General features: G+C 71.3%; 26 protein-coding genes. 9 read left to right on the top strand and 17 right to left on the bottom strand.

All coding sequences use genetic code 11. The annotated features are described in order from the left end of the window. Nucleotides 1-46: 46 nt before the first annotated feature. A complete protein-coding gene (locus V1460_RS19120) occupies nt 47-1,444 on the bottom strand; it encodes an NADP-dependent succinic semialdehyde dehydrogenase (protein WP_338674862.1) in 1,398 nt (465 codons plus the stop codon). Between the two features lie 221 nt (nt 1,445-1,665). On the opposite strand from V1460_RS19120, the gene V1460_RS19125 reads away from it, so the two are divergent. The 5 genes from V1460_RS19125 (at nt 1,666) to V1460_RS19145 (ending at nt 4,907) form a co-directional block, all read left to right on the top strand. Continuing rightward, on the top strand, nt 1,666-2,139 hold the full coding sequence (locus V1460_RS19125; RefSeq protein WP_338674863.1) for an NUDIX domain-containing protein: 474 nt from the start codon (nt 1,666-1,668) through the stop codon (nt 2,137-2,139). Nucleotides 2,140-2,238: 99 nt separating this feature from the next. Then, entirely contained in the window at nt 2,239-2,952 is a 714-nt protein-coding gene (locus V1460_RS19130) for a glycoside hydrolase family 75 protein (RefSeq protein ID WP_407077627.1), read from the top strand. A 36-nt stretch (nt 2,953-2,988) separates the two neighbouring features. Further along, on the top strand, nt 2,989-3,360 hold the full coding sequence (locus tag V1460_RS19135; protein ID WP_338674864.1) for a VOC family protein: 372 nt from the start codon (nt 2,989-2,991) through the stop codon (nt 3,358-3,360). Between the two features lie 10 nt (nt 3,361-3,370). Continuing rightward, nucleotides 3,371-4,414, top strand: coding sequence for a PHP domain-containing protein (locus tag V1460_RS19140; protein ID WP_338674865.1), 1,044 nt, complete (start codon nt 3,371-3,373; stop codon nt 4,412-4,414). Between the two features lie 115 nt (nt 4,415-4,529). Continuing rightward, on the top strand, nt 4,530-4,907 hold the full coding sequence (locus tag V1460_RS19145) for a hypothetical protein (RefSeq protein WP_338674866.1): 378 nt from the start codon (nt 4,530-4,532) through the stop codon (nt 4,905-4,907). Between the two features lie 219 nt (nt 4,908-5,126). Here the strand turns inward: V1460_RS19145 and V1460_RS19150 are convergent, their stop codons facing one another. From V1460_RS19150 to V1460_RS19185, 8 genes are all read right to left on the bottom strand, one after another. After that, nucleotides 5,127-5,573 carry an SRPBCC family protein gene (locus V1460_RS19150; RefSeq protein WP_338674867.1) on the bottom strand — a complete coding sequence of 149 codons (447 nt, stop codon included), beginning with the start codon at nt 5,571-5,573 and terminating at the stop codon, nt 5,127-5,129. Nucleotides 5,574-5,828: 255 nt separating this feature from the next. Beyond that, nucleotides 5,829-7,049 (bottom strand): cytochrome P450, encoded by a 1,221-nt coding sequence (locus V1460_RS19155; protein ID WP_338678107.1) that lies wholly within the window; start codon nt 7,047-7,049, stop codon nt 5,829-5,831. Between the two features lie 11 nt (nt 7,050-7,060). Next, nucleotides 7,061-8,344 (bottom strand): cytochrome P450, encoded by a 1,284-nt coding sequence (locus V1460_RS19160; RefSeq protein ID WP_338674868.1) that lies wholly within the window; start codon nt 8,342-8,344, stop codon nt 7,061-7,063. Then, nucleotides 8,341-8,883 carry an ATP/GTP-binding protein gene (locus V1460_RS19165; RefSeq protein ID WP_338674869.1) on the bottom strand — a complete coding sequence of 181 codons (543 nt, stop codon included), beginning with the start codon at nt 8,881-8,883 and terminating at the stop codon, nt 8,341-8,343. Before V1460_RS19165 ends, V1460_RS19160 begins: the two co-directional genes overlap by 4 nt. A 157-nt stretch (nt 8,884-9,040) precedes the next feature. Continuing rightward, entirely contained in the window at nt 9,041-9,409 is a 369-nt protein-coding gene (locus V1460_RS19170; protein ID WP_338674870.1) for a DUF742 domain-containing protein, read from the bottom strand. Beyond that, nucleotides 9,406-9,861: a roadblock/LC7 domain-containing protein gene (locus tag V1460_RS19175; RefSeq protein WP_338674871.1), complete on the bottom strand. Its 456-nt coding sequence runs from the start codon at nt 9,859-9,861 to the stop codon at nt 9,406-9,408. The genes V1460_RS19170 and V1460_RS19175 overlap by 4 nt, the downstream gene beginning before the upstream one ends. Beyond that, nucleotides 9,858-11,246: an ATP-binding protein gene (locus tag V1460_RS19180; RefSeq protein ID WP_338674872.1), complete on the bottom strand. Its 1,389-nt coding sequence runs from the start codon at nt 11,244-11,246 to the stop codon at nt 9,858-9,860. Before V1460_RS19180 ends, V1460_RS19175 begins: the two co-directional genes overlap by 4 nt. Before the next feature lie 104 nt (nt 11,247-11,350). Then, nucleotides 11,351-12,268, bottom strand: a complete 918-nt coding sequence (locus tag V1460_RS19185; RefSeq protein WP_338674873.1) for a class II fructose-bisphosphate aldolase — start codon at nt 12,266-12,268, stop codon at nt 11,351-11,353. 41 nt (nt 12,269-12,309) lie between these two features. On the opposite strand from V1460_RS19185, the gene V1460_RS19190 reads away from it, so the two are divergent. Next, nucleotides 12,310-12,489 carry a hypothetical protein gene (locus V1460_RS19190; protein WP_407077628.1) on the top strand — a complete coding sequence of 60 codons (180 nt, stop codon included), beginning with the start codon at nt 12,310-12,312 and terminating at the stop codon, nt 12,487-12,489. Between the two features lie 107 nt (nt 12,490-12,596). Then, on the top strand, nt 12,597-12,959 hold the full coding sequence (locus V1460_RS19195) for a DUF952 domain-containing protein (RefSeq protein WP_338674874.1): 363 nt from the start codon (nt 12,597-12,599) through the stop codon (nt 12,957-12,959). A 108-nt stretch (nt 12,960-13,067) separates the two neighbouring features. Here the strand turns inward: V1460_RS19195 and V1460_RS19200 are convergent, their stop codons facing one another. Next, nucleotides 13,068-14,057: an MASE1 domain-containing protein gene (locus V1460_RS19200; protein ID WP_338674875.1), complete on the bottom strand. Its 990-nt coding sequence runs from the start codon at nt 14,055-14,057 to the stop codon at nt 13,068-13,070. 107 nt (nt 14,058-14,164) lie between these two features. Then, nucleotides 14,165-15,007: a PP2C family protein-serine/threonine phosphatase gene (locus tag V1460_RS19205; protein ID WP_338674876.1), complete on the bottom strand. Its 843-nt coding sequence runs from the start codon at nt 15,005-15,007 to the stop codon at nt 14,165-14,167. A gap of 236 nt (nt 15,008-15,243) precedes the next feature. Between V1460_RS19205 and V1460_RS19210 the strand changes: the two genes are divergently transcribed. Continuing rightward, nucleotides 15,244-16,110 (top strand): YhjD/YihY/BrkB family envelope integrity protein, encoded by an 867-nt coding sequence (locus V1460_RS19210; RefSeq protein ID WP_338674877.1) that lies wholly within the window; start codon nt 15,244-15,246, stop codon nt 16,108-16,110. A 67-nt stretch (nt 16,111-16,177) separates the two neighbouring features. Beyond that, nucleotides 16,178-18,973, top strand: coding sequence for a SpoIIE family protein phosphatase (locus V1460_RS19215; protein WP_338674878.1), 2,796 nt, complete (start codon nt 16,178-16,180; stop codon nt 18,971-18,973). Nucleotides 18,974-19,108: 135 nt separating this feature from the next. On the opposite strand, the gene V1460_RS19220 is transcribed toward V1460_RS19215, so the two are convergent. The 6 genes from V1460_RS19220 to hypB form a co-directional block, all read right to left on the bottom strand. Continuing rightward, nucleotides 19,109-19,369 (bottom strand): DUF6296 family protein, encoded by a 261-nt coding sequence (locus tag V1460_RS19220; protein WP_338674879.1) that lies wholly within the window; start codon nt 19,367-19,369, stop codon nt 19,109-19,111. A 148-nt stretch (nt 19,370-19,517) separates the two neighbouring features. Continuing rightward, a complete protein-coding gene (gene hypE / locus V1460_RS19225; protein ID WP_407077490.1) occupies nt 19,518-20,630 on the bottom strand; it encodes a hydrogenase expression/formation protein HypE in 1,113 nt (370 codons plus the stop codon). Beyond that, nucleotides 20,623-21,747, bottom strand: coding sequence for a hydrogenase formation protein HypD (gene hypD / locus V1460_RS19230; RefSeq protein WP_338674880.1), 1,125 nt, complete (start codon nt 21,745-21,747; stop codon nt 20,623-20,625). The genes hypE and hypD overlap by 8 nt, the downstream gene beginning before the upstream one ends. Continuing rightward, nucleotides 21,744-22,073, bottom strand: coding sequence for a HypC/HybG/HupF family hydrogenase formation chaperone (locus tag V1460_RS19235; protein ID WP_338674881.1), 330 nt, complete (start codon nt 22,071-22,073; stop codon nt 21,744-21,746). Before V1460_RS19235 ends, hypD begins: the two co-directional genes overlap by 4 nt. A gap of 10 nt (nt 22,074-22,083) precedes the next feature. Next, nucleotides 22,084-24,600, bottom strand: a complete 2,517-nt coding sequence (gene hypF, locus V1460_RS19240; RefSeq protein ID WP_407077491.1) for a carbamoyltransferase HypF — start codon at nt 24,598-24,600, stop codon at nt 22,084-22,086. Beyond that, nucleotides 24,597-25,292 carry a hydrogenase nickel incorporation protein HypB gene (gene hypB / locus V1460_RS19245; protein ID WP_338674882.1) on the bottom strand — a complete coding sequence of 232 codons (696 nt, stop codon included), beginning with the start codon at nt 25,290-25,292 and terminating at the stop codon, nt 24,597-24,599. The genes hypF and hypB overlap by 4 nt, the downstream gene beginning before the upstream one ends.

A 25,292-nucleotide genomic window follows, 5' to 3' on the forward strand; every position in this document is an offset into this window, starting at 1 on the left:
GTGGGACTCCTGCCCACGGATCGGGCGGCTCGAACAGAGACGGCGGTTAACGTTCGGCCCCACGCCAGACGGTGGTGGTGTTGCAGAACTCCTTGATGCCATGGCCGGACAGCTCCCGCCCGTATCCGGAGCGTTTGACACCGCCGAACGGCATCGCCGGGTGGGAGGCGGTCATTCCGTTGACGAACACCCCGCCAGCCTCAAGATCCCGAACGAATCGGTCCACTTCGTCCTCGTCCCGGGTCCACACATTCGAACTCAGACCGAACGGGGAGTCGTTGGCCACCCGTAGGGCCTCATCGAGGCCACTGACGCGGTAGACGGTGGCCACCGGGCCGAAGGTCTCCTCCCGGTGGATACGCATCTCGGGGGTGATACCGGTCAGGACGGTCGGGAGGTAGAACCAGCCTCGCGGGCGGTCTTCGGGCCGGCCCGCCCCGCACAGTGCCCGTGCACCCCTGCGCAGCGCGTCTGCGACCAGTTCCTCCAGGTCGCTGCGGCCCTGCTCGCTGGCCAGCGGACCGACGTCGGTGGACTCCTCCAGCGGATCCCCCACGGTCAGGGCCTCCATCCGGGCGGTGAAGCGCTCGGTGAAGGCGTCGTACACGTCCTCGTGCACGATGAAGCGCTTGGCTGCGATACAGGACTGGCCGTTGTTCTGGACACGTGCGGTCACCGCGACCCTGGCGGCCCGGTCGACGTCGGCGGACGGCATCACCACATAGGGATCGCTGCCCCCGAGCTCCAGCACCGTCTTCTTCACCTCGTCACCGGCGACGGAGGCGACGGAGCGGCCCGCGGGCTCGCTTCCGGTGAGGGTCGCAGCGGCCACCCTCGGGTCCCGCACCACCCCCTCCACCTCGGCAGAGCCGATCAGCAGGGTCTGAAAGCAGCCTTCGGGGAAGCCCGCCCGGTGGAAGAGGTCACCCAGGTACAGCGCGGACTGCGGAACGTTCGACGCGTGCTTCAGCAGCCCGGTGTTGCCCGCCATCAGCGCGGGCGCGGCGAACCGTACGACCTGCCAGAGCGGGAAGTTCCACGGCATCACGGCGAGCACGACACCCAGTGGGCGGTAGCGGACGAAGGCGCCCGACGCACCGGAGTCCGCGGCTTCCCGGTCAGGCACGGGTTCGTCGGCGAGCAACCGCTCGGCGTGCACGGCGTACCAGCGCATCGCCTTCACGCACTTTTCCGCCTCCGCCCTGGCGGCCGTGATCGGCTTGCCCATCTCACAGGTCATGGTGCGGGCGATGTCGTCCTGATCCTCTTCGAGCAGCGCCGCGGCTCTCTTGAGCAGCCGTGCTCGCTCACCGAAGCCGGTGACGCGGTACTCCAGGAATGCCTCATGGGCGGCGGTCAGGCGCTTCTCGATCCCCTCGGGCCCGAGTGCCTCGAAGGTCTTGAGCGTCTCACCGGTCGCGGGGTTCACCGACGCGATGGGCATGGCTGTGTCCTCCTTGGACTGGCACCTACGACCCTGCCGCGCGCGGCACGGCGGCGCAACGCGGGGCGGGGTGGTGTCCCGCCACCCCTTCAGCGCATCAGCCCCCGGGTATCCGCATCCTCCGCGGCGGCTTGCCCGGCGGGCACCGCGCGCCGTGGAGGCCGTGACACGGTGTGCCCGACCGATGGCGCGAGGTCGGCGCGGGCGACAGACTCGGCGCCATGGCCAAGCGCAGTGCCGGTTTGCTGATCTTCCGAGCCGCGGGCCCGGAGGTGGAGGTGCTGATCGCGCACATGGGCGGGCCGTTCTGGGCGGGCCGTGAGGCGGGTGCCTGGTCGATCCCGAAGGGCGAGTACGGCCCTGAGGAGGAGGCCGAGGCCGCCGCACACCGCGAGTTCGAGGAGGAACTCGGACTGCCCGCACCGGCCGGGGAACGCCTGCCGCTCGGGGAGAGCCGCCAGCCCGGCGGCAAGCTCGTCACGGTCTGGGCCGTGGAGGGCGACCTCGACCCGGACCGGTTGGAGCCCGGCACGTTCAGCATGGAGTGGCCGCCCAGGTCGGGCGTGCTGCGCGAGTTCCCGGAGATCGACCGGGCCGGCTGGTTCTCTCTGGCACGGGCCGCCGAGCTGCTCGTCCCCGGTCAGCGGATCTTCCTCGACCGCCTCGCCCACCACATACGCCAGGAGGGCCGCTGACAGCGGCCCTCCGCTTCCCTTGCCCCGAGGAGTACTTCCGTGTCCGTGCCCCCTCCCCGTTTCCTCGTCCCTCCCGGCGCCCTGTCCCGTCGCCTTGGGATCCCCTGCCTCAGGGCCTGCGTCGTGCCCGCTGCGGCCGCCCTGCTCGCCACACTCCCCGGTGCCGCCACAGCCGCTGCCCGTACCGCGTCCGAGGGCTCGGTGACCGCGGAGGAACTGCTCGCCGAGGTGCGTCACTGCACCCGAATATCCGACGGCCTCTACCGCAGCGACGAGTCGGCGCCGGCTGGGATACCGGTGTGCGGCACGCGGGACGCGGTCTTCTGGACCGCGGACATGGACATCGACTGCGACGGGCAGTACTCCGCGAACTGCAACGAGGACACGGACCCCAATTTCCAGCCTCAGACGGCATTCACACAGTCCGACGGGGCGTACCTCGACTCCGATCAGCTGCCCTTCGTGGTGGTGCCCATGGCCAGTGAGGTGTGGGACTACTCCTCGTCCGGGATCCGCGGCGGCAGCGTCGCGGCCGTCATCCACGGGGACAGGGTGCTGTACGGGGTCGTCGGGGACATCGGACCGAGCGAGATCATCGGCGAGGCGTCGTACGCGGCGGCCGAGCGCCTCGGCATCGCCCCGGGCCCGGAGGGGGGTGGCACCGACTCCGAGGTCACCTACATCGTGTTCCGCGACTCGCAGGTGTCTCCGATCGAGTCCCACCAGGCCGCCGTCGCGTTGGGTGACCGGCTGGCCAGGGAGTTCGTCGGCCACCGGGAACAGAGCGGCGAGTGGGACGAGGATGAAGACTGAGGGCGCCGTGAAGAGAACCGGCGAAGGGATACGACCATGCTGGGTGACAGCAGGGCGTTCAGCGGCTTCTCGGCCGATGACATCGGGCGGGCGAAGGAGTTCTACGCTGGAACACTCGGCCTGCATGTGTCGGAGGAGCACGGGCTGCTCACGCTGCATCTCGCCGGGGGTGCCCGTGTGCTGGTCTATCCCAAGGGGGAGAGACACACACCGGCGAGCTTCACGGTGCTGAACTTCCCGGTGGACGACATCGAGCGGGCCGTGGACGCACTCGCGGCGCGCGGCGTGGTCTTCGAGCGCTATGACGGATTCGGGCAGGACGCGCGGGGCATCGCCCGCCAGGAGGGTCCCGCCATCGCCTGGTTCAAGGATCCGGCGGGCAATGTCCTGTCGGTACTCCAGGAGTAGCTCCGCCGTCATGGATCCCGTGGACGCACTGGACCGGATCGCCTTCCTGCTGGAGCGGTCGGGGGCTCCGACCTACCGGGTACGGGCCTTCCGCACGGCGTCGGCGGCGATCGCGGCGATCGGCGCAGACGAGGTACGTGCACGTACCGGGGCGGGTTCACTGGAGTCCGTGCGGGGAATCGGCCCGAAGACCGCGCAAGTGGTGAAGGAGGCCCTGACCGGCGATGTGCCCGCATATCTGCGGGGGCTGGAGGCGGACGCGGCATCGATCCAGGGCGACGGGGATGCCGGCCGTCGCTTGCGTGCCGCGTTGCGGGGCGACTGCCATCTGCACTCGGACTGGTCGGACGGTGGCAGCCCGATCGATGTGATGGGGCGCACGGCCGCGGCACTGGGACACGAGTGGGCGGTGCTCACCGACCACTCCCCCAGGCTCACCGTGGCACGCGGACTGTCCGCCGAGCGGCTGCGGCAGCAACTGGACGCGGTGGCGGAGCTCAACCGGACCTGGGCACCGTTCCGGCTGCTCACCGGGATCGAGTGCGACATCCTGCCGGACGGCACTCTGGACCAGGACCCGGAGTTGCTGGCCCGGCTCGACCTGGTGGTGGCATCGCTGCACTCCAAGCTGCGCATGGCGGCACGGCCGATGACCCGCCGGATGCTCGCGGCGGTGCGCAACCCGCTGGTGGACGTTCTGGGCCACTGCACGGGGCGGCTGCTCACGGAGCGCCATGGGATCTCCGGCCGGCCGGAGTCGGAGTTCGACGCCGAAGCGGTGTTCGCGGCGTGTGCCGAGGCGAGCACGGCCGTGGAGATCAACAGCCGTCCCGACCGACTGGACCCACCCCGGCGTCTGCTGCGTCAAGCCGTGGCGGCGGGGACGCTGTTCGCCATCGACTCGGATGCGCACGCTCCGGGCCAGCTCGACTGGCAGTCCGCCGGGTGCGCCAGGGCCGAGGAGTGCGGAGTGCCCGCCGATCGGATCATCACCACCTGGACGGCCGACGAACTGCTGCACTGGACGGGGACCCGGGAGACGCCGGGGTCATGAGCGCCGGCAGGGCGGCCGGACGGGACGTGCCGTTCGAGCCCTGAAGTGCGACCTTTGAAGGGGACACCCCGTCGTACCCGTCGTACTCACCGTGCGAGAGAGGACGGTGATCACCATGAAGGTCGCCGACAGGCACGAGGAAGTATCAGTACAGCTCACCGGCAACCCTCAGGACGCGGACGCCGTATTCGGCGCGCTGCTCGCCGCCTACCCCTGTGACCGTACCGCCGGGGAACACGTACACGACGTCGGCCACGGCCACCCCACCGTGTGGTCCGCCACCTACGACGTGGCACTCGCCGACACAGCGGCTCCGGTGGCGGCCACCGTGCTGGGCGCACCCGTGGCAGCCGAGCTGTCCGGCTCGTATCCGGCGGTGGACCGACTCGCCGGCGCGCTCACCGCCGGCTTCGCCGTCGAGGTGGAGCACGCGGTGTCAGGGGACGGGGAGAAGCAGCTCCGGCTGCTGCTCCGGTCCACGGGAACGGGGTGAATCAGGGTTGTGCACCTGCAGGATCACCGCAGGGAAAACGCACGTCCGACAGGGCCGACGGCTCCCGGTGGCCCGCCAGGAGAGACCTGACGGCGCTGCGAACGGAGTCCCGTGACCCGCACCGCCCACCACATCCGGTGTTCCCGCCGCCAGGAGTTCAGCCGGTTTCCGTCGGGCCCTCTGCATCACGCCTCGGATACGACGGGCGCCGCGTCCGCCTCAGGACGCCTCCACGGCCGCCTTGATGCGCCGGGCGAAGGCGTCGGCGTCCTTGCGTGCGGCGCTGAGGGCGAATCGTTCGAGCAGCTTGCCGAGGCCATGGCCCTCCAGGGTGTTGAACACCCGCAACCGGGTCCGTCCGGAGTCGACGGCTTCGAGGTCGTAGCCGCCCTCGGGGGCGGTGACGGTGTTCTTGGAGGTCTCGTTCCAGCGGATCCTGCGCGGCGGCTCGAACTCGCTGATCCGGAACTCCCTGCTGGTGGTCATCCCGGCGTCCTTGACCCGGCTCCGGTAGACGGTGCCCACGGCGGTGGGGCCGTCCGTGGTCTTCGCGATCTCCAGCACGCGCGGGCTGAACTTCGCATCGTTCTCACCATCGGCGAGGAAGGCGAACACCTCCGCGACGGGGCGGTCGATCACGACGGTCGCCTGGAACTGTCCGACCATGGCTTCTCCTCGCTGGCTCGTTACCGAGACCCCTGACGTCCCCAGCGTCGCAGACCTCGCACGAAGGCACCCGCGCGGTGCGCGGGTGCCGGTCCGTTCGGGTGAAGGTGACGGTGAACGTGCGAGTGGAGACGGAGGTGGGCACCGCTGTCCCCGAAGCGGTACGCGGTGACCCCGGCGAGCACGAGTCGGCGGGCGACGGGGGAGGCCGAGGTCAAGCGGCACCGCTTTGGACGGACGGGCTTCCCCTGGTCCTCAGTCGCCCAGTCGCACGGGGAGTTCCTGCACGCTGTTGCCGACGAAGCTCGCGTGCCGCGTCAGCGCGGGCTCCGGCAGAGCCGGATCGAGGCCGGGGAAGCGCGTGAACAGCCGCTCCAGGGCGATGGTGGCCTCCATCCGCGCCAGCGGGGCGCCCAGGCAGTAGTGCGGGCCGTGCCCCAGTGAGAGGTGGCGGGCCTCCGAATGGCGCGTGACGTCGAAGCGGTCGGCGTCGTCGCCGTGGGCCGCCTTATCGCGGCCGGCGGCGGAGTAGCCGGCCAGCACCGGAGTGCCCTTGGGGATGACGGTGCCGTCGAAGGTGAGGTCCCTGGTCGGGTAGCGGAACGGGAAGTAGCTCACCGGGCTGTCCCAGCGCAGGGTCTCCTCCACCACGTCGGCCCAGCTCGCCTTGCCGTCCTGGACGAGGGTGAGCTGGTCCCGGTTGGCGCACAGCGCGCGGACCGCGTTGGTGATCAGGTTGAGTGTGGTCTCGTGCCCGGCGATGATCATCAGCAGCAGGGTGCCGATCAGCTCGTGCTCGCTGAGCCGGTCGCCGTCCTCCTCGCGGGCCGCGATCAGCGCGCTGGTGAGGTCGTCGCCCGGGTCCGCCATCCGGGCGGTGGCGACGGCGGTGAGTACGGCGACCAGTTCGCGGTTGGCGGCGATGGCCTCATCGGGGCTGATGTCCGTGGCGACGATCTGGTTCGACAGGTGGTGCAGCCGCTCGTGGTGCTCCGCGTCCACTCCGAGCAGTTCGCAGATGACACCCATGGGCAAGGGCATGGCGAAGTGCCGCCGCAGATCGGCCACACCGCCGCCGTCGGCCACGGCTGCCTGGAGGCCGTCCAGCAGGGACGCGGTGACCGTCTCGATGCGCGGCCTGAGCGCCTCCACCCGGCGCGCGGTGAACGCCTTGCTCACCAGTGCCCGCAGCCGCCGGTGCTTCGCACCATCGGCCGTGGTCATGCCCTGGACGGTAGCGAAGGTCTTCAGCGGCCAGCCGTCGGCGATCCGCCCCTCCCGCAGATCGGTGAAGTGCTCGGCGCCCTTGGCCACATCGGGGTGGGCCAGGAACTCCTTCAGCGCGTCATGTCCGAGTACCGCCATGCCCTCGATGCCGCCGGGCAGGACGACCGGGGTGACTGCGCCCTGGGCGAGCAAGCGGGCGTTGTCCGCGTGCGGGCAGCCTCCTGCCGGATCCATCCGGTGCGGGGGCATGGATGAGGTGTTCAACGGAGGTCTCCTGTCTGTGGTGCCATCGGCTGCGGCGCGGTCCGCGCGGCCGCAGGTGCGAGGGGCAGCTGAGGATCGGTGAAACGGACCGGCAGTGCGGCGAGACCCTTGGTCCAGGGCGAGGAGATCCAGCCCAGCTCGTATTCCGGGACGGCCAGTTCCAGATCGGGCAGGCGGTGCCGGATGGTGTCCACGGCGGTACGGGTGATCAGCCGGGCCGGGTCCTGGGCCGGGCAGGTGTGCGGACCGGCACCGAAGGCCAGATGGGAGCGGTTTCCTGCGATCGGGCCGCCGTTCGGGGGCAGCACGGCCGGGTCGGTGTTGGCCGCGGCGAGCCCGAGCACGAGCATGTCGCCCGCCCTGATGAGCTGCCCGCCGAACTGCACGTCCCGGGTGGCGTAGCGCGCGGGGAAGTTCTGTGTCGGTGGGAAGCGCCACAGAACCAGGTCCAGGGCGTCGTCCACACTGAGGTTGCCGCCCGAGAGCGAGGAGCGGAAGGCCGGGTCGCACAGCAGGATGCGCAGCGTCGTGGCGATCCAGTTCACGGTGGTCTGGTTGCCCGCGACGAACATCACCACCAGGTTGTGGAGCACTTCGTCGTCGGTGAGCTCCGCCGGGTGGTGCAGCAGTGTGGAGGTGACGTCCTGGCCGGGGCTGCGCCGCTTCTCCTCGATGACGGTGCGCAGGATACCAGCGAGTCGGCGGTTGGCGCCGGTGGAGTAGGCGTCGCCTGCTGCCATCCCGGCGATGGCCTGTACGAAGCGCCGACCGGTCTGCTCGTCGAGACCGAGCAGACCGGTGATGGCCCGCATGGGCAGCAGTCGAGCGTAGTGCGGTACGAGGTCGGCCTCACGGCGGGCGGCGAACGAGGCGATCAGCTGCTCAGCGGTGGCACGGACACTGCGGCGCAGTTCGTGTCCGTTGATCCCGGCGAGCGCGTCGGAGACCGCGGCACGCATCCGGCGGTGCTGCTGCCCGTCCGCGTACAGCAGTGCGGGACGCCAACCGACCATGGGCAGGATCGGGGAGTCGGGCGGCACCCGGCCCTCGCGCAGGGGCGTCCAGTGGCGCGGGTCGTGTGAGAAGACCTGTTCCTCGCGGGTCAGTCGGAGCAGCTCGCGGTGTCCGAGCACCAGCCACGCCTCGATGCCCGGTGCGACGGTCACGGGAGCCACCGGGCCGTGCCGCTCGCGGAGCGTCTCGTACAGGGCGGGCATCGCGTCGCCGTCGAGGTGCTGTCCGTACAGCGCCGTGGCGGGACGTCCGGTCCAGGAGGTCATACGCACTCCGTCACGTCGATGAGGTGCCGCAGGAGCGCGATCAGCGCGCGGATGGACGAGCCGGCGTCACGGGCGTCGCACCAGACCAGCGGGGTGTCGGGGAGCAGGTCGAGCGCGCCGCGGAGCTCGTCGGCGGTGTGCCGGGGGCTGCCGGGGAAGTCGTTGACCGCGACCGCGAACGGCAGCCCGAGGTCCTCGAGGTTGCCCAGCGCGTCGAAGGAGGCCTCCAGGTCCCGGGTGTCGACCAGCGCGAGTGCGCCGAGCGCGCCTTTGGCCAGGTCGCGCCAGGCGGGCAGGAACCTCGGCTGGCCGGGGGTGCCGAAGAGGTACAGCACCAGTTCGCCGTCGATGGTGATCCGGCCGAAGTCCAGGGCGACGGTGGTGGTGGTCTTGGACTGGTCCGCTGTGGTGTCGACGCGGGCCCCGGCACGGGTCATCACAGCCTCGGTGGAGAGCGGTTCGATCTCCGATACGGTCCCGATCAGGGTGGTCTTGCCGACGCCGAGCGGGCCGACGACGAGGATCTTCGCCGCGCCCACGACACCGGAGGTGAGGTACTTGCCGGGGGCCGGGGGTGTCCCCTGCGCCGGAGGCGCCCCCGGCGCATGAGGCGTCAGCGGCGCGGGCGGTGCCGCGAGCGACGTCCCCGGTGTCCCGGGGGGCGCCCCTGGCGGTCGCGGTGTCCTGTCCGTTGCCTCAAAGGCGGCTTTCGAGGCCATGTAGGACCTTTCTCAGCATGGTGACATCGGCTCGTTCGGCGGTGGGGATCGGCGGCCGGATCACGATCAGGCCCCACGTGAGGAGATCGGTGAGCAGCACCTGGACCACCGACGACGGCTGGCCGAGGTGGGCGGCCACCTCGGCGACCGACAGCAGGCCCTGGCACTGCCCGAGAATGCTCACGTGCTCGGGTTGGAGGGCTGACGGATAGGCCGCTTCCGTGGCCATCACCAGGGTTTCCCAGGCGAGCGGTTCCCCGCCCGTGCCCGACCGGCCGCCGGTGATCACATACGGTCGTACTGCCGAGGTGGTCCTTCCCTCCGTGCCCTCGGTGTGGTGCGTCATGACGACGGATTCAGCGGAGTCACCGGATCCCTCGGCGGGGTGCTCAGGTGCGCGCCGATCTGCGCCACGAGCAGCTGCATCTGCTGGGCGACCAGGCCGATGTCGGCGCCCGTGTCGGTGGCGACACCGAGGTGCGCGCCCGCTCCGGCCTGGGTGAACAGCACGAACCCGTGGTCGGACTCCAGCATGAGCTGCCGTACCCCGGCCGCGTTGCCGAACAGCAATCCCGCGGTGGACCGTCCCGTCATGGTCATCGCGGCACAGGCGGCGGAGAGCGACTCGGCCTCCGCGACGCTGAGTTCGGCGACAGGTCCCGAGAGGTTATGGGCGGAGGCATGGCCGAGCCTGAGACCGTCCTCCGAGACCACGACGGCGTGCCTGACACCCGGGATCTCCGTCAGCGGTCGCAGCATCCAGCCCAGGTCGGGCAGCTTGGTGATGGTTCCGGTCACGGCCGGCCTCCCTTGTGGTCGGGTCCTTCGGGCGTCCTGCTGTTCTCCGCCTCCGACCGTCCGCGCCGTGTTCCGGAGAGGACATCGGCGATCGAGGCGCGGGCGTCCTCCGGGGTCCACGGACGATCGGCGGACGCGGCGGGCGGCGGGTGCGCGGCGGACGCCGGATATGCGGTGGGCGCCGCGGCAGAGAAGGCGCTCGTGGCTCCCGGTGGTGTCCGCAAGCCCTGGTGCAGGGCCGTCTGCCGGGCGCCGCGGCGGCTGCGGCGCCTCGGCAGGCCGCCGTCAGCGGGATGCGCCGACGCACCGGCGGCGGCACCCGCGTCCGTCCGCGGGAATGCCGTCGCGGTGCGCGGCTGTGCCGCTGCCGTGCCGTGGCGCGCGGCCGATGGTCGAGGCGGCGGGTCGGTGAGCAGCCGGTACGGTACGAAAGTGACGGCGCGGGTGCCTCCGTACGCCGACGCCGCGGTCAGTTCCACCTGGAAGCCGAGCTCCCGGGCCCAGCGGCCGACACAGGCGAGTCCGAGCCGGGGCACCGCACCGAGTCGCGTGAGGTCCAGGTCGTCACGCAGCCTCGCGGTGGCCTGGTGCAGGACATCGGGCGGCATACCGACGCCCGCGTCGTCGATCTCGACCACGGCACCGGCACCGACCTCGCTGATGGTGACGACGACCTGGCTGCTGGACGGCGAGAACACCGTGGCGTTCTCCAGCAGTTCGGCGATCGCGTGCATCAGGCCCTCGACTGCGGTCGGCACCACATGGAGCATCTGCCCGCCGTGGACCTCGACGCGGCCGAACTCCACGATGCGCGACTGGGCGCCCCGTACGCAGTCGTAGAGGGACACCGGGCGGGTCTCCCGGCGTCCGGGCCAGACACCGCACATCACCAGCAGGGTCTGGGCCTTGCGGGTCATCTGCGCGGCGGCATGGTCGGCCTGCATCACCTCGGCCATCAACGCGGCGTCCTCAATGCAGCGTTCGACACGGTCGAGCACCTGCTGCTGCACCGTGGCCATGGCGTGGACGGAGCGTGCGACGGACTCGAAGGCCGTCTGCACCGAGTCCCGCAGAGCACGCTCCCTGCGCACCGCCTCGTCGGAGCCGAGGGCGGCCACGACGGACTCGACGGCCCGGCTGAAGTCCTCCCCCGTGTCGGACTCCGGGCCCAGCGGCCCGGGTATGCCTTCGTACCGCTGCCCCCTGCCGAGTCGCTCGGCCATGGCGGGGGCGCGTACTGCGGCGAGGTGCTCGACCTCGGCGCCGCGGGCAGTCGCCAGCCGACGGGCGCGCCCGAGCGAACGCCGCAGGGCGAGTGCCCAGATCAGGAGTACTACGGAGGCGGCCACGGCACAGCCGCCCACGATGCTCAGCAGGGTAACCATGATGTGACGACTCGGTGGACCGCGACCACGGAGTACGAGCCCCTTCCCAACCATGACGGACAGACAGCAAGCACCCGGCGATCGGGAGCAGTCAAATCTTACGATCAACCAGGCTCGTCCGAACGACAGTTGGAAAACAACCTTCCGGTCACGATCACCAAACCGACCGGTCGGCCTCGCGCAGCGAGCGGACCAGCCGGGTGACCGTCGGCCATCGCCGCCCTGCCCGCGGCCAGATGGGCACGGGAGTCGACCTCGTCCGCATGGGCCGTCAGACGGGCACGGATCGCCCGGGTCATGGCGAGGTTGAGCGCGGTGCCGATGTTGATCTTCACCATGCCGCCCCTGACCGCCGCCGACAGCTCCTCGTCCGGCACGCCCGACGAGCCGTGCAGCACCAGCGGCACATCGACCGCCGCGGCCAGCCGGGCGAGCAGCGGGCGGTCGAGCACAGCGGTACGGGTCGTCATCCCATGGGTACTGCCGACGGCGACGGCCAGGGCGTCCACCCCCGCCACGGCGGCGAAGGCTTGGGCCTCGTCCGGGTCGGTGCGGGCACAGGGGGCGTGGGCGTCCCGTGGCGCGGCTCCGCCCTTGCCGTCGACCTCTCCCAACTCGGCCTCGATCCAGAGCCCTCGGGTGTGCGCCCAATCGGCGGCGGCGCGGGTCGCCACCAGATTCGCCTCGTACGGCAGCCGCGACGCGTCGTACGTGAGCGAGCTGAAACCGGCGTCGGCGGCCTGGCGGAGCAGTTCACCGCCGGTGACATGGTCCAGCTGGAGCGCGGCGGGCACGGCGGCGTCCCGGGCGACTTCGAGTGCGGCCCGGGCGAGGGGTCGGACGCGGCCGTGACGGTACTTCACGGCGTTCTCGCTGATCTGGAGGATGGCCGGGGCGCCCGCCGATTCCGCACCGGCGATGACGGCTTCGGCGTGTTCGAGCGTGATCACGCTGAAGGCGGCAACGGCGCTCCAGCTCCGAGCCGCCTCGGCGACCAGGGTCCCGGTCCTGGCCATGGGCACGGTCAGCCTCCGGGGAGCACGACGGAGGCGGCCTCAACCGGCTGCTGTGCGAACAGGCCGGGCAGGTGGTGGTGGCCTCCGACTCGACCAAGCTGGCGCCCCGCGCGTTCGCCCGCATCTGCCCCACGGGGCAGGTGGACACACTGGTGACCGACTCCGCCAGCTCCGACGGGACCGCGGCCGCTTTCGAGGAGTCGGGGGTGACGGTCATCCGGGCCTGACCGCTCGGGCCGACGGGCCCTGTCGCGGATACGCCTTCCAGGCGCCACTCGGGGTCCTGGCAGCGGCCGACAGGCGAGATGCCGGCCGGCTTGGCTATAACTGAGTGATGATCATCCATGTGGTACCGCTCGACGACTGGCTCGCCATTCCCGAACGCCCGTACGCACCCCCGTCCTTTGCCGCGGAGGGCTTCATCCACTGCTCCCCCGACGAGGCGACGGCCCTGGCGATCGCCGACGCGTACTACCGCAAGGCCCCCGGGCCACTGATGGCGTTGCTGATCGACGAGGACCGGCTGCGCTCGCCCGTGCGACACGAGCCGGCCGGCTCCTCCCCACCCGCCGGTGTCTCCCCGGACACACTGTTCCCGCATGTGTACGGACCGATCGACCGCGATGCCGTGCAGGGGCTGCTGGAGATCCGGCGCGACGCTCAGGGGCGGGCGGTCGAGTTCGCGCCCTGGGCCTGAGCGCCGCCTCGACGTCGTCGTGCAGGCCGCCCTGAGGCGTGCGGACCCGGGACCCGAGCGCGGTCCGGAAGCCGGGTACGGCGCCGGGCGTGCACACGGCTCCGCCGCTCAGCTCCCCACGTCCTCGGGGGGCCGCCACCGGCGGGCCACCCCTTCGGGGATGAGCCGGTCCACCACTTCCTCCAACTCCGCACAGGCCTGCGCGATCCTGCGGCGGACGGTGCGCTGCTCCGCCACGATCGCCGAGAGCAGCAGCCCGGTCAGCGCCACGGATCCGTTCAGCGCCTGCAAAGTGCCCATGACCGCGAGGAGACTGTGTCCCGCGAACGGCCCCACATGATCGGTCGCGGCCGAGATCGCCAGGACGGACACGATCAGCACACACGGCGCGGTGCCCCGCAGCTCGAAGCGCAGCGCCGCCCAGACCAGCAGAGGGAAGACCAGGAAGAGCAGCGACGCGGCGCTCGTGGTGCTGATGCGCGCCACGACAGCCGTGCTGATCAGCAGCGCCGCGGCCTCGACCCAGCGCACGAGCGGCACGCCGGTCGGCAGGCGGAGCCTCCTTGCCACCAGCAGCAGTGGTGTGACCACGAGGACACCCATCGCATCGCCCGTCCACCAGGCCGACCAGACGGGCCAGAAGTCGTCGGCCGCGATCTGTTGGGAGGCGGTCAGCACCAGGGACGCCGCGGTCGCGCTGATAAGCATCCCGACCAGCGCACCCAGGAACACCAGTGCGAGTCCATCGCGCAGCCGGTCGAGCCGGGGCCGGAAGCCGACCCCGCGCAGCATCAGGCAAGCGACCACAGGCGCGACGGTGTTCCCGGCCAGGATGCCGAAGAGATGGGGGTCGAACGGGGTAATAGTCAGGATGACGAGAAGGGCGCCCAGGGCGATACCCGGCCAGACCCGCAGTCCGAACCAGATCAGTGCGGCGAGCGCGATTCCGGTGGGCGGCCAGAGCGGTGTGACGATCGCGCCCTCGACCCTCACCCTCAGCGTCAGCCCGAGGCGCGCCGCGGCGTAATAGGCGAGGGCGACGGCGACCATCAGCAGCACCACCGCGCCGTAGTGCCGGAGAACCCGGGTGCGGACCACACCTCATCACACAACGTCCCCCGGCCGTGCGCATGTCCTGAGCACACGCGCACGGCCGGGGGGAGCGGCCCCGAACGGCCGTGCAGGCCGGCCGCAGGTCCCCGCGGTCAGCCCGTCGTACCCGCCGCACACGCGTCATGCCGCAGCACGAGTACGGCGGCATCGTCCTTGTGTCCGGTGAACTCTGCCGCGGCCATCACGTCGGCGGCGAGTTCCCGGGCGTCCGCGCCGGCGGCCGTCGCTTTCCCGACCAGCCGGATCACCCTGTCCAGTCCCATGTCCAGCGACACGGTCGGCCCCTCGATCACCCCGTCGGTGAGCAGGACGAACGCCCCCGCCCGGGTGATCCGGCGCCGCGTCACCGGATACTCCTCCCCCGCCTGCACCCCGAGCGGCAGCCCGCCCTCGTCCTGAACGGCTCCGCTGCGGCCGTCCTCGGTGGCCCACACGGCGGGGACATGTCCGGCGCGAGCGCTCTCGATCACCCAGCGCACCACGTCGAAGCGTACGAAGGTGCAGGTCGCGAAGAGGTCACGCGCCACCGACACCAGCAGGTCGTTGGCCCTGCTGAGCACCACTCCCGGATCGGTGGACGCGATGGCCACGGCACGCAGTCCGAGCCTGATCTGCCCCATGAACGCCGCGGCCTCGACGTCGTGCCCCTGGACGTCCCCGATGGAGAACCCGAGTGAGCCGTCGTGCATGACGAAACCGTCGAACCAGTCGCCACCGATGTCCAGGCCGTCGCGGGCCGGCGCATAGCGTGCGGCCGTCCACAGCCCCGGCCGTGAGGGGAGCCCCGCCGGGAGCATGTCCCGTTGCAACGCCTCCGCCAGGTCCACCCGGGCCCGCTGGAGTTCGACGCCCTGCTTCGCCTGTGCGGTGAGCCGTCTGAGGGTGGCAAGTAGGTCGTCGGCACTCGCCGATGAAGGGGGACGACGCCGCGTCATGACCCGCTCCAATGCACGCGCTCATCATACTTTCGGGCGCCGGGGGCCGCCTGCGAAGCGACGAGCCCGGCAAGACCCTCCGCACTCCCCCGTCGAGGCGAACTCCGATCCCGATCGGACCGCCCCTGATCGGCCGAGCCCCGCCCCGATCTCCGTCCACCGGGCAACACAGGCGGGGGCACCCGTTCGGCGGGGTGCGGGACTGGTCATCTCCTCATAACGGGTAGCCACGCCACATGCCCTTCAGATTCGGGGCGCCGGACGACGGCGACCCGGCGCACCACGTCCACCGGTTCACACGCCTGCACCAGCGTGTGCAGAGCTCGGTGGTGGGGCTGGCCTGGAGCCGAGGGCGAGAGATGGAGTTGATGCACCGGGCCATGGGCTTCGCCGCTCTGGGCTTCCTGACACTGGTTCCACTGCTGGTCGTGGTCGCGGCCGCCGACCTGCCGAGCGGCCAGGGGTTCGCACGGTGGTTGGTCCAGGGCCTGGGCGTGGCGGAGGTATCCCAGGAAGAGGTGGAGAAGCTGTTCGGCCGCCCCGGGCAAGCGCTCCAGCGGACGACGGCTCTGGGCCTCGGCGCACTCGCCGCGTTCGGAGTGACCTTCGGTTCGGCTGTTCAGACCGGGTACGAACGCGCCTGGGACCTCCCCACCGCGCGCTGGCACACCATGTGGCGCCACGTCGTCTGGCTGGGCGTGCTGATCGTGGCGCTGCTGGTGTTCGTCACCACCCCGGCCCCGACGCACGCGTCCGTTCTGGAGACGGTGAGCGTCGCGACCCTGGACGTGGTCGGCGCGTTCTTCTTCTTCTGGTGGTCGCAATGGCTCCTGCTCTGCGGCCGGGTCCGCTGGCGGGCTCTCGCCCCGGGAGCAGCGGCCACCGCGGTGGGGCTGCTCGGGCTGCGGTTCTTCTCGCAGCTGGTGTTCTCGCCGCTGATCGCCGCGAACGCCGTGACCTACGGCCCCTTCGGGACCGTGCTGGTGCTGCAATCCTGGCTGGTGGGGGTGGGATTCGTGGTCTACGGCGCGGCGCTGGTCGGCCGGCTGTTCCACGAGGCGCAGGTCCGGCGACGCATCGAGGCCGCACTCGGCCGGCGGTGACCTGACCGGCGGACGGGATACGCCGCGCGGTCGCCCCAAGGGGCAGGCCAGTGCTAGAAATGTGAACATGATCGGACGATCCCGCCGGTCCCAGCTGCCGGAGGCGCAGCCGCCCAGCCGACCGCGGCAGCGCGATCAGCAGCAGCAAGAACACCAGGCAGGACGATGGGGACGTCCGGGAACCCTGCTCGGTGTGCACAGCCTGGCTGCCCAGGTCTTCCTGCTCCAGGCGATCGTGGTGATCCTCCTGGTCGTCGCCAGCACGGCCGCGCTCGTCCTCCAGGCGCGCTTCGACAGCCGTGAGGACGCCGAGAACCGCTCACTCGGCGCGGCGGTGAGCTTCGCGCACGGGCCGGCCACCGCGGCTGCGCTGCAGTCGTCCAACCCCACCGCGCTCCTCCAGCCCGACGCCCTGCAGGCGCAGCGCGCGGCGGGGGTCGACTTCATCACGGTGCTCAGCCCCGACGGCATCCGCTACACGGATCCGATCCCCGCGCTGATCGGCACCCGCGCCGAAGGGGACCTCTCGCGCGCGGCCGAAGGCAAGACGTTCACCGAGACGTTCGTGGGCCACCCTCGCGACGCGGTCCGGGCCGTCGTCCCGGTCACCGACGCCAAGGGCGAAGTGGTCGGGATGGTCAGCGCCGGCATACAGGTGGCCAATGTCGGGGACCTGCTGGACCGGCAGCTCCCCGTGGTGCTGGCGTCGGCTGCCGGGGCGCTCGCCCTGGCCACCGGCGGCGCGGCGCTGGTGAGCCGGCGGCTGAGGCGGCAGACGCACGGGCTCGATCCGGCCGAGATGACCCGGATGTACGAACACCACGACGCGGTGCTGCACGCGGTGCGCGAGGGAGTGCTGATCGTCGGCGGCGACGGGCGGCTGGTGCTGGCCAACGACGAGGCGCGTCGGCTGCTCGATCTGCCCCCGGACGCCGACCGGAGGGCGGTGTCCCAGCTCAACCTGGGCGCCGGGATGACACAGCTGCTGGTGTCCGGCGAAGAGGTCTCCGACGCGGTCTTCCTCTCCGGCGACCGGCTGCTCGCCGTGAACACCCGGCCCACCGCACCGTACGGCGGCGTTCCGGGCGTGGTCGCCAGCCTGCGCGACACCACCGAACTGCGGGCCCTCTCGGGGCGCGCGGAGATCGCCAGGGAGCGCCTGACTCTGCTGTACGACGCTGGGGTGCGGATCGGCACCACGCTGAACGCGCAGCGCACATCGGAGGAGCTCACCGAGGTGGCCGTGCCCCGGTTCGCCGACTTCACGACGGTGGAACTGCTGGACCATGTGCTGAGTGGCGACGAGCCGACTGCGACGGCCACCGAGATGCGGCGCACGGCGCTGTTCGGCATCCGGAGCGATCCGCCGCTCCAGCCCGTGGGCGACCTGATCCGGTTCGTGATCCCGACGACTCCCATGGCCCTCGCTCTGGACAGCGGTCAGGCCGTGCTGTCCCCGGATCTGGCGGAGCTGCGGAACTGGCGGGCGCAGGATCCGGAAGGCGCCCGCCGGGCGCTGGACTACGGAATCCGCTCGCTCATCACGGTCCCCCTGCAGGCGCGCGGTGTGGTGCTCGGGATGGCCAACTTCTGGCGGACCGGGGACCAGCCGCTCTACGACGAGGATGACGTCTCGTTCGCCGAGGAGCTCGCCGCGCGCGCGGCGGTGGCGATCGACAACGCCCGGCGGTTCACCCGGGAGCACGCGATGGCCGTGACGCTCCAGCGCAGCCTGCTGCCGCGCGATCTGCCGCAGCAGGAGGCCCTGGAGGTGGCCTGGCGCTACCAGCCGGCCCAGGCCGGTGTGGGCGGTGACTGGTTCGACGTGATTCCGCTGCCGGGTCTCCGGGTGGCCCTGGTGGTCGGTGACGTCGTCGGGCACGGGATGTACGCCGCGGCCACCATGGGGCGGTTGCGTACCGCCGTGCTCAACTTCTCCTCACTCGACCTTCCGCCCGCCGACCTGCTGGCGCACCTCGACGACCTGGTGATCCGGATCGACGCCGACCAGCGGGCCGAGGACGACCAGGATCGGGGTCCGGTGACCGGTGCCACCTGCCTGTACGCCGTGTACGACTCGGTGAGCGGGCGCTGCACACTCGCGCACGCCGGGCATCTGCCGCCGGCCGTGGTCGACCCCGTGCACGGGGTGGTGACGTATCCGGAGCTGCCGGTGTCGCCCCCGCTCGGTGTGGGCGGGCATCCGTTCGAGGAGGCCGAGATCGAGCTGCCGGAGGGCAGCCGGATCGTCATGTTCACGGACGGTCTGGTCGAGGACCGCCGCCGGGACATCGACGACGGACTCGAACTCCTGCGCCGTGCCGTTGCGGCGCCGGACCTGACTCCGGAGGAGACCTGTCTGGCGGTGACCGAGGCGATGCCACGTGCTCCGTCGAGCGACGACATCGCTCTGCTCGTGGCCCGCACACATCGGCTGCCCGCGGACCGGGTCGCGTCCTGGGACGTGCCGCTCGATGTCGCGGAGGTGTCCCGGGCACGCGCGCAGGCCGCGCGCAAGCTGGCCGAATGGGACCTGACGGATGTGTCGTTCGTCGCCGAGCTGGTGCTCAGCGAGCTGCTCACCAACGCGATCCGCTACGGCACCGAACCGGTGCAGGCGCGGCTGCTCTACGGGAGCACACTGATCTGCGAGGTGTCGGACGGCAGCAGCACATCCCCGCATCTGCGCAGGGCAGCAGCGACCGACGAGGGCGGACGCGGGCTGTTCCTCGTCGCCCAGTACTCACTGCGCTGGGGGACGCGCTATGTGGCGGGGGGAAAGATCATCTGGGCGGAGATGGCCCTCGGTGGCGAACTACCCGAAGAGGCGATGGTGGTGCTGGACGACGAGCTCGTCATGTGAGGCCGGGCATGGAGCCTCTCCCCTCGTTGCCTGCCGGCGACCAAGGCGGGGGGCCTCCGCAAGCTCTGTGAGCGGGCGAGGCCCTACCGCGGCGCCGGATCAGCGCGCCGACCGGCCGGGACCACGGGGCCGGCCTCAGGACGCGAGCCGCCGGGCCTCCACCCCGGACGCGGGCTGCTGGTGGCCGCCGCTCGCGAGCATCCGCACCTCGCCGCGGTCGCTGATCTCCGCCTGCACGATGCCGGTGTCGTCGGCGTAGACCGGATGGCCGCCCGGACCCTTGCGGTCGGTGCGGTGGACGACGACCGCGTCCTCGTCGGCCGCCGACCCTGTGTCCGACCCGCCGGGCTGTGCGAAGACCAGCTCGTAGTCCTCGCCGCTCCGATCCCGGTTCATAACACCCTCCTCTGCCAGACGGCCGGACACCGCCGGTGCCCAGCCATCACTCGAATGACCATTATCGGACAAAACATTCCCCATGCGAGTGCCCTGCGCCTGAAAGCCACGGAGCGTCGGCCGGCCCGCCCTGATCGGGCGGGCCGGCTCAACAGATACGGGGGAGTTGCTCGCCGAGCGGAAGATCGACCACCCGTGTGCCGCCGAGGCCGGTCCGAGCCACCACCATGCCGTGGTGGGCATCGACCACCTCGCCGATCACGGCCGCATCGCCACCGAGCGGGTGCGCCCGCATCGCGGCGAGCACCGCGTCCGTGGCATCGCGCCGTACGAAGGCGACGAGCTTGCCCTCGTTGGCTACGTACATCGGGTCCAGGCCGAGCACGGCGCAGGCGCTGGCGACCGCGGGAGGCACGGGGACGGCACGCTCCCGCACGACCACGCCGGTGCCGGATGCCGCCGCGATCTCGTTGAGTGCGGCGGCCAGACCGCCGCGCGTGGGGTCGCGCAGCACACGCAGGGCACCGGGGTCATCTGTGGCGGCGAGCATCGACTCGACCAGGCCGCCGAGCGCGGCGCAGTCGCTCTGGATCTCCACGCCGAACTCCAGGCCCTCGCGCACGCTCATGATGGCGACCCCGTGCACACCGATCGCGCCGCTGACGAGCACCGCATCGCCGGGGACCACGCGCTGCGGGCGCAGGTCGACGCCCCGCGGGATCAGGCCGATGCCGGAGGTGTTGATGTAGACGCCGTCGCCGTGGCCCGTTTCGACCACCTTGGTGTCTCCGGTGGCGATCTCGACCCCGGCCGTCCGCGCCGCTGCCCCCAGCGCTTCCGCGATCCGCTTGACGACGGCGATCTCCACACCCTCTTCGAGGATGAACCCGCAGGACAGGTAGGCGGGCTTCGCCCCGCTCATGGCGAGGTCGTTCACCGTGCCGTTGACGGCGAGATCGCCGATGCTGCCGCCGGGGAAGAACAGCGGGCGCACCACGAACGAGTCGGTGGAGAACGCCAGTCTGGCGCCGCCGAGTTCGAGTGCGGCCGAGTCGCCGAGACCGGCCAGCGCGAGTCCGCCGTACGCCGGGGCGAACACATCCCTGACCAGCTCGGCGGAGAGGGCGCCGCCGCCGCCGTGGCCCATGACCACGCGGGCCCGCTCGTGGACGGGCAGCGGGCATGTCCATCCGAGAAGGTCCGGGGTGCCTGGCGGGATGTCGGCCTCGGTGGTGGAAGACGCACGGGTGGCTTCAGACAACGGAACTGCCTTCCCTGGACGGTGCCGGCAGCTCCAGCCGCCGGTAGAGGTAGTACGCGGCGCAGGCTCCCTCGCTGGACACCATGGTGGCGCCGAGCGGGTTTCGCGGGGTGCAGTCGGTCCCGAAGGCCTCGCACTGATGGGGCTTCAGCAGCCCTTGCAGGACCTCGCCGCTGCGGCAGGCGGCCGGTTCCCGGGTGTCGATTCCGGAGACGGCGAAGCGGTGCTCGGCGTCGTAGTCGCGGTAGCGCGCGGACAGCCGCCAGCCACTGTCCGGGATCACGCCGATACCGCGCCAGGCGCGGTCGGTGACCTCGAAGACATCGTCCAGCATCGCGCGTGCCGACGGGTTGCCTCCGGGCCTGACGGCACGCGGGTAGGCGTTCTCCACGGTGTGCTCGCCGCGCTCCAGTTGCCGGACGGTGCGGCGTACGCCTTCGAGGATGTCCAGGGGCTCGAAGCCGGTCACGACGATGGGGACCCGGTGCCGTTCGGCGAGTTCCGGGTACTCTCCGGTGCCCATCACACTGCACACATGGCCCGCGGCGAGGAAGGCTTGCACCCGGCAGTCCGGTGAGCGCATGATCGCCTCGATCGCGGGCGGCACCCGCACATGGGACACCAGCAGGCTGAAGTTGCGGACGCCCAGCCTGCGGGCCTGGTAGACCGTCATGGCGTTGGGCGGGGCCGTGGTCTCGAACCCGATGCCGAAGAAGACCACCTGGCGGTCCGGGTTCTGCCGGGCGATCCGCAGGGCATCGAGCGGCGAGTAGACGACCCGTACGTCGCCGCCCTCGCCGCGTACCTGGAACAGGTCCCGGCCCGTGCCGGGGACACGCAGCATGTCGCCGAACGAGCAGAAGACCACGCCGGGCCTGGAAGCGATCTCCAGGGCCTTGTCGATGACCTCCAGCGGGGTGACGCACACCGGGCATCCGGGGCCGTGGATCAACTCCACCTCGTCGGGAAGGAGCTGGTCGATGCCGTGCCGGATGATGGTGTGGGTCTGGCCGCCGCACACCTCCATCAGCGCCCAGGGGCGGGTCACGGTGGCGCGGATCTCGTCGAGCAGCCGCCCGGCCAGTCCGGGGTCCTGGAACTCGTCGATGTACTTCACGGACGCACCTCCCGCGCCGCGGTCCCGGTGTCGCCGCCGACGGGCTCCGGGCCGTGCGCCTCGGCGGCGGCCTGCTCCCAGGGGTCGCCGAACTCCTCCTGGAGCATGCCGAGGTTCTCGAACAGCTCCAGGGTCTGCCGGGCCGATTCCTCGTCCAGCCGCTGGAGGGCGAACCCCACGTGGACGATGGCGTATTCGCCGATCCGCAGGTCCGGCAGGTATTCCAGGCACACCTCCTTCACCACGCCACCGAAGTCGACCGTGGCCATCCGGGTGCCGTCCCGGTCCTCGATGGCCAGCACCTTGCCCGGTACCGCCAAGCACATGTGACTCTCCTTATCTCCGAAGGCTGCGGGCGGCCACCATGAGCTGGCCGAGAGCCAGTCCGCCGTCGTTCGGGGGGACCCGGTGGTGGCGGAGCACGGTGAATCCGTCGTCGCGCAGTCCGCGGGCACAGGCGGAGGAGAGCAGCGTGTTGGCGAACACTCCCCCGGTCAAGGCCACCGTGCTCAGACCGTGCTGCTCGCGCGCGGTGGCGCAGACCGTACGGACGAGGCGGGCGACGGCGGAATGGAATCGGGCGGCGAGCACGGCGGCCGGGACCCCGGAGCGGACGTCCCCGGCCAGGGCGGCGAGTACGGGGGCGGGGTCGGCCGTCAGCGGGGCCTGACTGTCCGGCTGCGGCGGGCGCAGCACGAAGGCGTATCCATCCGCGTCGGCGTTGGTGTCGGCGCCGAGGCCGGCGCCCACTCCCCTGCTCGCCGCGCCCACGGCGGCGGCTTCGAGTTCGATCGCGGCTTGCGCCTCGTAACCGACGAGCTGGCACACACCGGTGAGTGAGGAGACCGCGTCGAAGAGCCGACCCATCCCGGAGGTGGGTACGCAATTGATATCACGTTCCAACTGGCGTTCGAGCAAGGCGAGTTCGCGATCCCGGCAGGCTCGTACGCAGGGCAGGTCGGTGCTCCACTCGACGCGCGCCGCCCACAGGTGGGCGAGCGCCATGCGATAGGGCCGCCGAACCGCCGTGTCACCGCCGGGGAGTGGAGCATAGGCGAGGTGGGCGTAGCGGCGGAAGCCGGTGTAGTCGGCGAGCAGGAACTCGCCTCCCCACACTGCTCCGTCGTCGCCGTAACCGGTGCCGTCGAAGGCGACACCGATCACCCGCTCGCCGCCGTCCAGTCCGTGCTCGGCCATCGCGGACGCGATATGGGCGTGGTGGTGCTGCACGGTGACGCACCGCCGGTCGTCGGCGTTGCGCCGGGCCCACTGGCCCGAGCGGTAGCCGGGGTGCCGGTCGGCGGCCAGCAGGGCGGGGCGTACTCCGGTGATCTGTTCCAACTGCTCCTCGGCGCACTCGAAGGCGTGCTGGGTGGCAAGGCCGTCCATGTCGCCGATGTGTGCGGAGAGCCAGGCCCGGCGATCGCTGCCGAGGCAGAAGGTGTTCTTGATGTCGCCGCCCACGGCGAGCGCGGGCATCACGGGGACCGGCAGGGTCATCGGCAGCGGGGCGTAACCTCGTGAGCGGCGCAGGACCAGGGACTCGCCGTCGCACACACGTACCACCGAGTCGTCACACGGCACATGGATGGGGCGGTCGTGCAGCAGCCAGGCGTCGGCCAAGTGCGCCAGCCGGTCGAGCGCTTCCGTGTCGTCTGTGACGATCGGCTCTCCGGCGAAGTTCCCACTGGTCATCACCAGCAGCGCGGGGCCCGCCGGCCCTTGGGGGCGGACGGCGTCGGCGCCGCCCGGGCCGTCGCCGATGCCCAGCAGCAGATGGTGCACCGGTGTGTAGGGCAGCATCACGCCGAGGTCGGGGCTGCCGGGGGCGACCGCGTCGGCGGGCCGGAGGGCACCGGGCCGGGACAGGGGCTCGGCGCGGCGGCGCAGCAGCACGATCGGGCGGACACTGCCGCTGAGCAGCTCCCGCTCCACGGGGTCGATCGTGACAAGGTGCTCGACGGTGGCGGGGTCCCTCACCATCAGGGCGAACGGTTTGTCACCGCGCGCCTTGCGTCGGCGCAGCAGGGCGACCGCGGCTGGGTTCGCGGCGTCGCAGGCGAGGTGGTATCCACCGAGTCCCTTGATCGCCAGGATCGCGCCATCGGCGAGGAGCCGGCGCGCGTGGGCGATGGGATCGGCTGCGACGGGGCCGATCAGGCTGCGGTCGTTGGGGTCGAGCGGCTCCACGAGCTCATGCCTGAGTCCGGGGGCGGCCGGTGCCAGGACCAGCCGAAGCCGGGGGCCGCAGGCATGGCAGGCGACCGGCTGGGCGTGGAACCGGCGGTCGGTGGGGTCCTCGTACTCCCGGGCGCACTCCTCGCACATCCGGAAGTCGGCCATGGTCGTGTGTGCCCGATCGTAGGGCAGTCCCGTGACGATGGTGAAGCGCGGCCCGCAGTGGGTGCAGGTGATGAAGGGGTGCCGGTATCGGCGGTCGTCCGGGTCGGCGAGTTCGGCCAGGCAGGCGTCGCAGGTGGCCGTGTCCGGGGATACCAGGGTGCGGATGGGACCGTCCTTGCGTGAGGCGACGATGGCGAACCCGCTGGCGCCCGTGGCCGGGAGTTCCTCGTCGTGCACCGACTCCACGAGCGCGAGCGGTGGGGCGTCCACGGCGATACGGGTGCAGAAGCTGGCCACGGCGAGCGGTGCGCCCTCGACCTCGGCCACCACACCCTCGCCGGTGTTGGTGACGTGCCCGGCCAGCTCCAGGCCGGTGGCGAGGGTGTACACATACGGCCGGAAGCCCACGCCCTGCACCACTCCCCTGACCGTGACGCGGCGGCGCTGAACCGCCGCTGCGACCGAAGCCGTGAGGTCGGCAGTCTCCACTTCCTGATGCGAAGTGCTCACGATCGCGCCCGCGCCATGACCGGGGCGTGGACCGGGCTTCCTTCCGCCGCTTCCAGCGCCCGGTCGAGCAGGGCACCGCTGCCCTGTCCCGTACGGGCGGAGGTGAGGATCACGTCCACACCGGGATTTACCTGCTGGACATGGGCGCGGAAGGCCTCCTCGTCGAATCCCACGGCCTCGGCGATGTCCGACTTGGTGACGATCACCAGCTGGGCGAGGCCGAAGGCCGTGGGGTACTTCAGCGGCTTGTCCTCGCCTTCGGTCACCGAGGCGAGGACGACTCGCAGTGACTCACCGAGGTCGTACGAGGCGGGGCAGACCAGGTTCCCGACGTTCTCCACGAAAAGCAGACCGGTGTGTTCGGGCAGCCAGCCGTGCAGATGTCCGGCCAGCATCCCGGCTTCCAGATGGCACAGCCCGTCGGTCAGCACCTGCTTCACGGGTGCCCCGGAACGAGCCAGGCGCTCGGCGTCGTTCTCCGTGGCGAGATCGGCGGTGAGTGCGGCGACCCGCAGTCCGCGTTCACGGGCGAGCAGCAGTTCGCCTTCCAGCAAAGCGGTCTTGCCGCTGCCGGGACTGGAGAGCAGGTTGACCACCGTGGTGCCCTGGGCGGCGAGGCCGGCCCGCAGGGTCTGCGCCGTCGCATCATTCTTGGCGAGCACCGCTTGTTGCAGATCGACGACACGGCACAT

Origin of the sequence: Streptomyces sp. SCSIO 30461, from assembly GCF_037023745.1 — a bacterium.
Classification (GTDB): domain Bacteria; phylum Actinomycetota; class Actinomycetes; order Streptomycetales; family Streptomycetaceae; genus Streptomyces.